Below are 11460 nucleotides of genomic sequence, written 5' to 3' on the forward strand. Positions count from 1 at the left end.
TCAGCCGGGCTTTTTTTACGTGAATTTTATCCAATTAAGCAGGACGGATCAGCACGTGACGCTTCTTGCCAAGCGAAACTTTGATAACGCCTTGATCGTTAAGTGCTGATGCATTGATCGACAAACGAGGGTCGGTCACAACTTCATCATTAATGCGAACTGCGCCGCCTTCAATGTGACGACGTGCTTCGCCATTGGTGGCGCAAAGTTCAGCAAGCACCATCAATGCAAGCACACCGATGCCATCATTGAGTGTCGCTTTGTGCACGCCAACGGTCGGAAGATTTTCAGAAAGTTCACCGTCCTCAAACGTTTTGCGAGCGGTATCAGCGGCTTCTTCGGCTGTATCGCGACCATGTAGAATTGCGGTAATCTCGGTGGCGAGGATTTTCTTCGCCTCGTTGATTTCAGAGCCACCGAGAGCTGCCAGCTTAGCGATCTCATCCAGTGGCAGCGTTGTGTAGAGCTTCAGGAAGCGTTCGACGTCTGCATCTTCTGTATTGCGCCAATACTGCCAGAAGTCATAGGCACTGAGCATATCTGCGTTTAGCCAGATCGCACCGCCCAGCGACTTGCCCATCTTCTGGCCAGAAGCTGTGGTCAGCAATGGCGAGGTGAGGGCGTAGAGCTGTGGCGTACCCATACGGTGACCGAGATCGATACCGTTGATGATATTGCCCCACTGATCGGAGCCGCCCATCTGAAGGCGTACGCCATAACGTTTGTTAAGCTCAACGAAGTCATAGGCCTGAAGAATCATGTAGTTAAATTCGAGGAACGAAAGCGACTGTTCACGATCCAGGCGTGTTTTGACAGAATCAAACGACAACATGCGGTTAACCGAGAAATGACGGCCAACATCGCGCAGGAATTCGAGATAATTGATATCGCGCAGCCAGTCAGCATTGTTGACCATCAGCGCGTCTTTCGGACCGTTGCCGAAAGTCAGGTAGTTTGCGAAGACGCGTTTGATACCGGCGATATTATCGGCAATGGTATCTTCGGTCATAAGCTTGCGTGCTTCATCCTTGAAGGATGGATCGCCAACCATGCCTGTGCCGCCACCCATAAGGGCTACAGCGCGATGGCCTGTATGTTGCAGCCAATGCAGCATCATGATCTGAATCAGGCCGCCTGCATGCAGGCTTGGCGCTGTCGGATCAAAGCCGATATAGGCTGTCACGGTTTCCTTAACCAACAATTCGTCGAGGCCGCTTTCATCAGACATCTGATGAATAAAGCCGCGCTCGGAAAGCGTGCGAAGAAAATCGGATTTAAAACCGGACATGCCCTTTTCCTGACTGATTAGGCGAGAATGAAATTAACAGTAATCAAGTGCTTACTGCCTTATGATATTTTGCCTTTAGCATTATTCATGCAAAAATAACAAGGAAAGTCCGATATGGCCGATTTGAAACGCGCAATTGGGTTGATGAGCGGCACGTCGATGGATGGTATCGATATCGCGCTTGTCACCACCGATGGCGAGAGTTTGGTCGAACGCGGACCATCTAGTGCAGTTTCTTATTCTGATGGATTTCGCGCACGGTTGAAGGCAGCTCTTATTGATGCGCTTAGTATCAGTGATCGCAGTGAGCGTCCTGGCGTTCTCAGACAACTTGAACATGATCAAACCCTTCTTCATGCGATTGCCGTTCAGGATTTTCTCTATGAGAATTCATTGGACCCGAAAGATATTGATGTGATCGGGTTCCATGGTCAGACCGTACTGCATCGCCCGCGCGAGGCGCTCACCGTTCAGATCGGCGATGGAGCATTGCTTGCCGCAGAAACCGGCATTCCTGTTGTTTATGACATGCGCGCAGAGGATATGCGGAATAGTGGTGAGGGTGCCCCGTTGATCCCGGCCTATCATGCGGCTCTCGCTGCCAACTTGCCTTCAGGTCTTGAAGGGCCGGTCGTCTTCGTCAATATCGGCGGCATATCCAACCTCACTTATGTCGACGAAGCAGGCAGGCTGATGGCCTATGATAGCGGGCCGGGCAACATGCTGATTGATCAATGGATGGAACTGCATGAGCGGGGCAGCTATGACCCGGGCGGTATCACAGCAATGAGCGGTGTCGTTGATGATGCTCTGGCCGCTCGTTATCTCGATCACGCGTTTTTCAAAGGGAATCATCGCCGATCGCTGGATCGTGGCGATTTTATCGTTCCGGCAAAAGATACTGTGGATTTAGCTACAGGTGCACGCACACTCGCATATGTGAGTGCAGCCTCCATTCTGCGTTCTGCATCGCATTTGCCGTCACAGCCCCGTACTTATGTGGTGAGCGGCGGCGGACGTAAGAATGCGGCCATTATGTCTGAGCTGAGTGCGTTGACTGAACACGAAGGCGCTCGTGTCGTTGACGCCGACAATGTTGGTATCGATGGCGATGCAATGGAAGCGGAAGCATGGGCCTATCTGGCTGTGCGATCCATGCGTGGGCTTCCACTGACATATCCAACCACAACGGGTTGCGATAAGCCTGTGTCGGGCGGGGTTCTGGTTCTTCCGCCACAATAAAAGCCCGGCGATCAAACACACCGGGCTTTCATCAAGTCAAACTATAAAGCGTTTAACGCAGACGCTTCTGGCGGACTTCAACCAGTTCGCCAGCAAGGCGACGATCCAGATATTCCGAGCACTCATCGATCAGAAGATCACCCTGTCCGGTGAAGAAGTGGTTCGCACCCGGCATTGTGTTCTGGGTGATCGTGATCCCCTTCTGTGTCTTAAGCTTGTCGACAAGCACCTGCACGTCCTTTGGAGGTGCAACCTTGTCCTGATCACCGTGAATGATCAGACCCGATGAAGGGCAAGGTGCGAGGAACGCGAAGTCATAGGTGTTTGGCTGCGGAGCGACTGAGATGAAGCCCTCGATTTCCGGGCGGCGCATCAGAAGCTGCATACCGATCCATGAACCAAACGAATAACCGGCAACCCAGCAATTCTTGGAATCTGGATGCAAAGCCTGAACCCAGTCAAGGGCGCTTGCCGCATCTGACAGTTCGCCAGCGCCGTGGTCGAACTCGCCCTGACTGCGGCCAATGCCACGGAAATTGAAGCGAAGCGTCGTAAAACCGCGCTGTTGAAACATGTAGAACAGATCATAAACGATCTTGTTGTTCATGGTTCCACCGAACTGCGGGTGCGGATGCAGGATAAGCGCTATTGGTGCGTTCTTTTCGCGTGAAGGCTGATAACGGCCTTCAAGGCGTCCGGCTGGGCCGTTGAAAATGACTTCTGGCATGTGTACTCCGCTAGTGATCGGAAGATCGGCTCTCAAGTGGCGAACTTGACGTGGCAGTGCGCCGCTTCTAGAACCAATTTGAAATTTCGTTAGACTGGACCATAGTTCAGTACCTGATGTGGCTTAATAGGCTTTTCCTGACTGAAAATTCAAGAAAATTGCGCTTATCGCCACGTAAAGGCTTCGCTTAGGAGATAGTATCGGTGATCGGAACCGGCAAGAGGCTCTATCTGGACTATAATGCCAGTGCGCCATTGCTTGATGAAGCACGCAATGCGGTCATCGATGCATTAGGCATTACCGGCAACCCGTCATCAGTGCATCGTGAAGGACGAGCCGCACGTGCATTGGTCGAATCGGCGCGGCGCAGTGTGGCAGCGCTTGTAAATGCTAAGTCGGACCATGTATTTTTCACATCGGGCGCGACTGAAGCCGGATCCACACTCCTGACACCAGTTTATATGATGGGCCGCTCCCCCGTGCGTCTGTCACATCTTTATATCAGCGCTACCGAGCATCCTTGCATGCTGGCCGGTGGGCAGTTCTTGCCAGAAAACATCTCCGTTATTCCCGTTGATGAAAACGGTATCCTGCGTCTTGAAGCTTTAGAACAGGCCTTAAAAGCTCACGACAAAAGCGCAGGCTTGCCGCTCGTTGCCGTTCAGGCAGCAAACAATGAAACTGGCGTGATCCAGCCAATCCGCGATATTGCAGCAATTGTCAAAGCGTCAGGCGGTATATTCGTCGTTGACGCTGTGCAGGCAGCAGGACGTATTAAATTAGATATTACAGATAATTGCGGTGATTACTTAATAATCTCATCACACAAGATTGGTGGGCCGAAGGGTGTGGGTGCGGTTATCGCAATTTCTGATCTGATGATGCCAAAAGCACTGGTGCGCGGTGGCGGTCAGGAAAAGGGTCATCGGGCTGGCACCGAGGCGCTGCCACTTATTGCGGGCTTTGGGAGAGCAGCTGACGTTGCGGCGGAACGACTGAACGGCGATGGCTGGTCTTCGCAATTGCGTGACAGACTGGAAGCCGGGCTTATGGAAATAACACCCGATGCCACAATCCATGGCAAAGAAGTTGATCGTCTGCCAAACACGACGTTTTTCTCGCTCGACGGGCAAAAGGCTGAGACCGTCCAGATCGCATTTGATCTTGGCGGCATAGCTTTGTCGGCGGGCTCAGCGTGTTCGTCGGGCAAGGTGGGGCCGAGCCACGTGCTGGCCGCTATGGGGCATGAAGATGGTCCCGGCGCGATCCGCGTGTCACTTGAGCCAGAAGCCTCGGCAGAATCTGTTGATCAGTTCCTGGACGTTTTGCGCAAAATCGTCGCCCGTCACGAGCGTTCCAGACCCAGTTAAAAGCAGAATCAGGCGTAAGCTGTAAATTATTCTTGAATTTTACTGGCAAATTTAAAGCTGGGCTTGAAATTGAGTTTAGAAAGGTTTTAAAGAAGCGTCACGCACACTATATTGTGGCGACGATAACGGCTATCATCGCCCTGACGTTTGCAACTGTCGAACCTTGAATTCGACGAGGATGGAGAACGCCAATGCCTGCAGTGCAGGAGACCATTGATCAGGTTCGCGGCTTGGACGTGGACCAGTATAAGTACGGATTTGAGACAACTATCGAATCCGAGAAGGCCCCGAAGGGTCTGAACGAAGACATCATTCGCTTCATTTCTGCTAAAAAAGACGAGCCGGAATGGATGCTGGAGTGGCGTTTGAAAGCCTATGAACGCTGGCTTACCATGGAAGAGCCAACGTGGGCGCGCGTCGAATATCCAAAGATCGACTTTCAGGATCTTTATTATTATGCAGCCCCGAAGAATCAGACCGGTCCGAAGTCGCTGGATGAAGTCGATCCGGAGCTACTTCGCACCTATGAAAAGCTCGGTATTCCGCTGCGCGAACAGGAAATCCTTGCTGGCGTGCGCAAGCAGGGCGATCCAAGCGAAATCGACGGCAATCCATCGGACAATGTCTATGCATCTGGCCGCGTGGCTGTTGATGCCGTTTTCGACAGTGTTTCGGTTGTCACGACCTTCAAGGCAGAGCTCGCCAAAGCTGGCGTGATCTTCTGCTCGATCTCGGAAGCCATTCGCGAGCATCCTGAACTGGTTCAGAAGTATCTCGCTTCGGTTGTTCCTGTTTCGGACAATTATTACGCGACACTGAATTCTGCTGTCTTCACCGATGGTTCGTTTGTCTATGTGCCAAAGGGCGTTCGCTGCCCGATGGAGCTTTCGACCTATTTCCGTATCAACGAAAAGAATACGGGTCAGTTTGAACGCACGCTGATCATCGCGGAAGAGGGCGCTTACGTCTCCTATCTCGAAGGCTGCACTGCACCACAGCGTGATGAAAATCAGCTCCATGCAGCTGTTGTTGAACTGGTTGCGCTTGAAAATGCTGAGATCAAGTACTCGACTGTTCAGAACTGGTATCCGGGTGACAGCAACGGCAAGGGCGGCATCTACAATTTCGTGACCAAGCGTGGCGATTGCCGTGGCGATAATTCCAAGATTTCATGGACGCAGGTTGAAACCGGCTCTGCGGTAACATGGAAATATCCGTCCTGCATTCTGCGTGGCGACAATTCGCGTGGTGAGTTCTACTCGATTGCCGTTTCCAACGGTTATCAGCAGATCGACAGTGGCACCAAGATGATTCACCTTGGCAAGAACACGTCGAGCCGCATCATCTCCAAGGGTATTTCGGCAGGCAACTCCAACAATACCTATCGCGGACAGGTTTCTGCGCATCGCAAGGCCGAGAATGCCCGTAACTTCACCCAGTGCGACTCGCTGCTGATCGGCAATGATTGCGGCGCGCATACTGTACCCTACATCGAGGCGAAAAACGCCACGGCACAGTTTGAGCACGAGGCAACCACCTCCAAGATTTCCGAAGATCAGCTGTTCTACGTTATGCAGCGCGGTATCCCGGAAGAGGAGGCTATCGCCCTCATCGTCAATGGTTTTGTGAAGGAAGTCATTCAGGAACTGCCAATGGAATTTGCTGTCGAAGCACAGAAGCTTATTGGCATTTCGCTTGAAGGCAGCGTCGGTTAATCCGACGCGCTTTACTGCCTTACCGCATCCGATTTTCTGGCCAGCCCTTTAACTGGCATAAGCAGTCCCTCGCTGAGGCTGCGCTGAGAGACAAGGTTTATACCCATGCTTGAGATCATCAACCTTCATGCAAAGATCGCTGACACGGATACAGAAATCATCCGTGGTCTGAACCTCACTGTAAACAAGGGCGAAGTTGCCGCTATTATGGGCCCGAATGGCTCTGGCAAATCGACATTGTCCTATATCCTTGCAGGCCGCGACGATTACGACGTGACTGAAGGCGACATTCTTTACAACGGCGAGTCGATTCTCGAACTCGATCCTGCTGAACGCGCTGCCAAGGGCATCTTCCTTGCGTTCCAGTATCCGATGGAAATCCCAGGCGTTGCCACGATGGAGTTCCTGAAAGTTGCGATGAACAGCCAGCGCAAAGCGCGCGGCGAAGCAGAACTGAAGATTCCTGAATTCATCAAGCGCGTGAAGGATGCTGCTGGCGGCCTGAACATCGATATGAACATGCTCAAGCGTCCGCTGAATGTGGGCTTCTCGGGCGGCGAAAAGAAGCGTGCTGAAATTCTTCAGATGCAACTGCTGGAGCCAAGCCTTTGCGTTCTCGACGAAACCGATTCCGGCCTCGACATCGATGCGCTGAAGATCGTTTCGGATGGCGTGAATGCGCTGCGTTCGCCAGACCGCGCCGTAATCGTGATTACTCACTATCAGCGTTTGCTTGATTATATCGTTCCAGACAGCGTGCATGTTCTTTACAAGGGACAGGTCATCAAGTCGGGCGATAAGACACTCGCAAATCACCTTGAAGAAAACGGCTATGCTGACATTATCGGCGAAGTAGCCTGAGGAGCGGATTATGAACATCCAGACCTCAAAACCAAGGACACCCGCTGAAAGCGCGCTTATCGACAGCTTCGCAACCCGTATGGGCGAGTTGCCGGGCAATGGCGATGTCGTCATTGCGCGTGACAATGCGCTGGAAGAACTGAAAATCAATGGTCTTCCGTCGCGTCGCATTGAAAGCTGGCACTACACGGATTTCCGCACGCTGCTGAAAAGCGTGCCGGATTTCAATCCGACGGCTGGAACGAACGCGCTTCCAACATTGCTTGCAGGCTCGACTCTTCTTGCTGCAAGCAATGGTGCCGCACTGAGCGCCAAGGCTCCCGAAGGCGTGACACTGACGGCTGTGCGTGATGCGCTTTCTGATGGATCGCTCGTTCCGCAGCTTAGCGTTCGTGGCACTGACGACACGATTGGCCAGATCAATGCTGCCTATGTCAGCGATGGTTGGGCTGTTTCGATTGCTGATGATGTTGAGCTTGAAGCCCCGCTTGAAATTCAGAACATCCAGAAGTCCGGGCAGGGGCATACACGCTTTCCGGTCGAAATTGGCTCGAATGCCAAGGCAACGATCATCGAGCGCCAGACAGGCGGCGAGGACGATGCTTTCTCGACATCGGTAAGCAATGTGATTGTCGGCGATGGTGCTGATGTTATCTGGGTGATCCTGCGCGATTTCGGTCATTCGACGCAGCTTGCGCAGTTTAATGCAACGATTGGCGCAGGTTCGAAGCTCACGCTTTACATCGTCAATGCCGGTGGCAAGCTGATCCGTCAGGAAGTGCATCTGACTGTTGCAGGTGAGGATTCGGATTTTGAACTCCGTGGCCTCAATCTGTTGGCTGACGATTCCCACACCGACATCACCATGACGGTTGCGCATCTGGTTGAGAATACACGTTCGACCCAGATCATCCGCAATGTGGTCAAGGACCGCGCACGCGGCGTTTTCCAGGGCATGATCCGTGTCGCACAGATCGCTCAGAAAACCGATGCGCGCATGGCCTGCAATACGCTGCTGCTGTCTGATGATGGCGAGTTTGATGCAAAGCCTGAGCTTGAAATCTTTGCCGATGACGTTGCTTGCGGTCACGGTGCAACGGTGACTGAGCTTTCCAAAGACTATCTCTTCTATCTGATGGCACGCGGCGTTCCTGAAAACGAAGCCCGCGGTTTGCTGATCAAGGCATTCATTGCCGAGATCATTGAAGAGCTGGAGAATGAAGCTCTGGTAGAGGCACTGGAAGAAGTGCTCTCAAACTGGCTTTCAGCCCACGCTTGATTGAACAAGGCGGAGTAAAAATCTACTCCGCCTTTTCTGCCTCAATGGTAGAAGGAACGATCATGAATCAAAAGAATCCGCTTATAGCGCGCTATGACGTCGAGGCGATCCGCAGAGATTTCCCCATCCTGTCGCGGCAGGTTCATGGCAAGCCGCTCGTTTATCTTGATAATGGTGCGTCCGCGCAAAAGCCGCAAAGCGTCATTGATGCGATCACCAATGCTTATTCAAATGAATATGCGAATGTGCATCGCGGTCTGCATTTTCTCTCCAATGCTGCGACCGACGCTTACGAAAAATCGCGCGAAACAGTCCGCCGCTTTCTGAATGCTAGTTCGATAGACGAAGTCGTCTTCACCAAAAATGCGACCGAAGCAATCAATACGGTTGCCTACGGCTATGGCATGCCACAGATTGGCGAGGGTGATGAAATCCTGCTGTCGATTATGGAACATCATTCCAATATCGTGCCATGGCATTTTATTCGAGAACGTCAGGGCGCAAAGCTCGTCTTCACACCCGTTGATGACGAAGGCGTGTTCCATATCGAGGAATTTGAAAAGCGCCTGACCGAGCGTACTAAGCTTGTCGCCATTACTCATATGTCCAATGCGCTTGGCACAGTAACACCGATCAAAAAGATCGTCGAACTCGCCCATGCGCGTGGTATTCCGGTGCTGGTTGATGGCAGTCAGGGTGCGGTGCATATGCCTGTCGATGTGCAAGATCTTGGTTGTGACTGGTATGTCTTTACCGGACACAAGGTCTATGGTCCGTCCGGCATTGGTGTTCTTTATGGTCGCGCAGAAATGCTCGAAAAGATGCGCCCGTTTCAGGGCGGTGGCGAAATGATTGAGGAAGTGACGGAAGAAAACGTCACTTACAATCACCCGCCGCATCGTTTTGAGGCAGGCACGCCGCCAATTGTTCAGGCAATTGGCCTTTGTGCAGCGCTTGAATATATGGAAAAAGTCGGCCGTCACGCGATTGCAGCGCATGAAGAAGACTTGCGCGACTATGCGAATGAGCAGTTGGGTAAGATCAATAGCTTACGCATTTATGGCAATGCGCCGGACAAGGGCGCTATTATTTCGTTTGCGCTGGAAGGTATTCACGCGCATGACGTTTCGATGGTGATTGACCGGGCAGGGGTTGCGGTGCGTGCAGGCACACATTGCGCACAGCCGCTCTTGAAACGTTTTGGCGTCACCTCTACATGCCGTGCTTCATTCGCACTATATAATACACGCGCTGAAGTCGATGCATTGGCAGAAGCCTTGGAAAAGGCAAGGAAGTTTTTCGGATGACCGAGATTGAACAAAAAGTTCATGAGCAGACTGAAACCGCGATGGACGATGCAGGTGCATCGGCAGGGGATAAGTATGTTTTCTCCGCCTCTGCTATTCCACAGGAAGAATTGCTTCGCCTGACTGATGACATCATCAGCGCACTGAAGACAGTTTATGATCCTGAAATTCCAGCGGATATTTACGAGCTTGGTCTGATCTATAAGATCGACATTGAAGATGACCGCACTGTCAAAATCGAAATGACACTGACCGCACCGGGTTGTCCGGTTGCTGGCGAAATGCCGGGCTGGGTTGAGAATGCTGTCGGTGCAGTTGAAGGCGTTTCGATGGTCGAAGTGACGATGACTTTTGATCCGCCATGGTCAGCTGATCGTATGTCGGAAGAGGCACAGGTTGCCGTCGGCTGGTATTAAAATAAAAGCCCCGCATTGCGGGGCTTTTATTTAATGGCCGGTGGTATTGGCATAATGCATGGAATTTTTGCCAAAGCACCCTTGTAAAAGACCAACCAAACCGCCGAGTGCTGTTGCGGAGGAAACAAGACCCTGACCGCCACGGAATGGAATGGAAAGACTTGCACCGATAAATTTAACCGCACGTCCTGCAATCTTTACAGGCAGCTTTTTCAGTGTTTTGTTCGGGTTCTCCCGATAACGGGCACCAAATTCCGTGATGTTATGATCACGATTGCGGCGATAATGATAACTCAGCGTCAGGCGAGATGATGGCACTGTTTCATAGACGATAGCATCGCACGCCCAGCCTGTTTTGGCATGGAGTGATTTCGCTTTTGCCCACAGATTCCAGTCTTCGCCGCCTGTTAGTCCAAATTGGGAATCAAAGCGTAAACCAGTGGTTCGGAAGAAATCGAGCTTCCCCATCCAGCTACCGGTGGCAACTTTAATAGAGTCGCTACGCCCCGCCTCGCATTTTAATCGACACTTTCGCTCTGACTTATAGCCACTACGCTCAATCCCCGACCAAACAAGCTTTTGTAGAAGCGTCAGGTTTTCGTCAAAAGGCTTTGGTCTGACCGGGGAGCCAATAATATCAAGATCAAGACGATCCCGTTCAGCCAACAGATTAATCAACCAATCCTGCTCAACGAACTCATCGTCATCGACATAAACCAGAAAATCAAAGCCGTGCTCAATTGAATGGTTCAGCGCTCGATTACGTGCTGATGATATTCCCAATACCTCTTCGACAACATATTCAATATTATCGTTTGGCATATTTGTACGGAATTGATTGATCGTCGCTTCAAGTGTTGGCGAAGCGTTATTTTCGACAACTAAAAATGAAATATCAGCATTATTTGGCTTTTTAATCGCCGCAAGCGACGAGAACAACATGCAGAGCATGTTTGGCCTGTTGCGTGTAGCAACTGAAATGCAGATTCGCCGTTGTGACATGATAGATTTCGCCCCGAAATATATCTGAAATATTATGCAAGCTTATTATTTAATAATTATGAATGCAATAGTTGAAATATTTCAATGCTAATAAGTTGGTATCATTGTGAATGATAACATCTCATTTAAGTATGTAAAAGTCTGGGGTTTTTGTGCTGCGCACCAGATACAAATAGTGGTGCCCCCAGAGAGACTCGAACTCCCGACCCCCTGATTACAAATCAGGACCGAGGCCTTATTTTCTGGGCTTCTT

Annotated in this window: 10 protein-coding genes; 7 read left to right on the forward strand and 3 right to left on the reverse strand. The window is 51.4% G+C overall.

The window, feature by feature from the left end:
- Positions 1–34 precede the first annotated feature (34 nt).
- Positions 35–1288, reverse strand: coding sequence for a tyrosine--tRNA ligase (gene tyrS, locus RI570_RS11105; RefSeq protein WP_313828461.1), 1254 nt, complete (start codon positions 1286–1288; stop codon positions 35–37).
- A 114-nt stretch (positions 1289–1402) separates the two neighbouring features.
- On the opposite strand from tyrS, the gene RI570_RS11110 reads away from it, so the two are divergent.
- The gene (locus RI570_RS11110; RefSeq protein ID WP_313828462.1) at positions 1403–2530 is read left to right on the forward strand and encodes an anhydro-N-acetylmuramic acid kinase; all 1128 of its coding nucleotides are present in this window, start codon (positions 1403–1405) and stop codon (positions 2528–2530) included.
- 52 nt (positions 2531–2582) lie between these two features.
- Here the strand turns inward: RI570_RS11110 and RI570_RS11115 are convergent, their stop codons facing one another.
- Positions 2583–3257 carry an alpha/beta hydrolase gene (locus RI570_RS11115; protein WP_250039775.1) on the reverse strand — a complete coding sequence of 225 codons (675 nt, stop codon included), beginning with the start codon at positions 3255–3257 and terminating at the stop codon, positions 2583–2585.
- A gap of 203 nt (positions 3258–3460) precedes the next feature.
- Here RI570_RS11115 and RI570_RS11120 point away from each other — a divergent pair, with 203 nt between their 5' ends.
- The 6 genes from RI570_RS11120 to RI570_RS11145 all read left to right on the forward strand — a co-directional run bounded on the left by RI570_RS11120 (position 3461) and on the right by RI570_RS11145 (position 10205).
- Complete coding sequence (locus tag RI570_RS11120; protein ID WP_313828463.1) at positions 3461–4627, forward strand: cysteine desulfurase family protein; 1167 nt, start codon at positions 3461–3463, stop codon at positions 4625–4627.
- Between the two features lie 191 nt (positions 4628–4818).
- Positions 4819–6342, forward strand: coding sequence for a Fe-S cluster assembly protein SufB (gene sufB, locus RI570_RS11125; RefSeq protein ID WP_313828464.1), 1524 nt, complete (start codon positions 4819–4821; stop codon positions 6340–6342).
- 105 nt (positions 6343–6447) lie between these two features.
- Positions 6448–7203 (forward strand): Fe-S cluster assembly ATPase SufC, encoded by a 756-nt coding sequence (gene sufC / locus RI570_RS11130; RefSeq protein ID WP_313828465.1) that lies wholly within the window; start codon positions 6448–6450, stop codon positions 7201–7203.
- A gap of 10 nt (positions 7204–7213) precedes the next feature.
- On the forward strand, positions 7214–8482 hold the full coding sequence (gene sufD, locus RI570_RS11135; RefSeq protein WP_313828466.1) for a Fe-S cluster assembly protein SufD: 1269 nt from the start codon (positions 7214–7216) through the stop codon (positions 8480–8482).
- Between the two features lie 62 nt (positions 8483–8544).
- On the forward strand, positions 8545–9789 hold the full coding sequence (locus tag RI570_RS11140) for a cysteine desulfurase (RefSeq protein WP_313828467.1): 1245 nt from the start codon (positions 8545–8547) through the stop codon (positions 9787–9789).
- A complete protein-coding gene (locus RI570_RS11145) occupies positions 9786–10205 on the forward strand; it encodes an SUF system Fe-S cluster assembly protein (protein WP_313828468.1) in 420 nt (139 codons plus the stop codon). Before RI570_RS11140 ends, RI570_RS11145 begins: the two co-directional genes overlap by 4 nt.
- A gap of 30 nt (positions 10206–10235) precedes the next feature.
- On the opposite strand, the gene RI570_RS11150 is transcribed toward RI570_RS11145, so the two are convergent.
- The gene (locus RI570_RS11150; protein ID WP_313828469.1) at positions 10236–11207 is read right to left on the reverse strand and encodes a glycosyltransferase family A protein; all 972 of its coding nucleotides are present in this window, start codon (positions 11205–11207) and stop codon (positions 10236–10238) included.
- Positions 11208–11460: the final 253 nt, after the last annotated feature.

The organism is Brucella pseudogrignonensis, assembly GCF_032190615.1.
Classification (GTDB): Bacteria; Pseudomonadota; Alphaproteobacteria; order Rhizobiales; family Rhizobiaceae; genus Brucella; species Brucella pseudogrignonensis_B.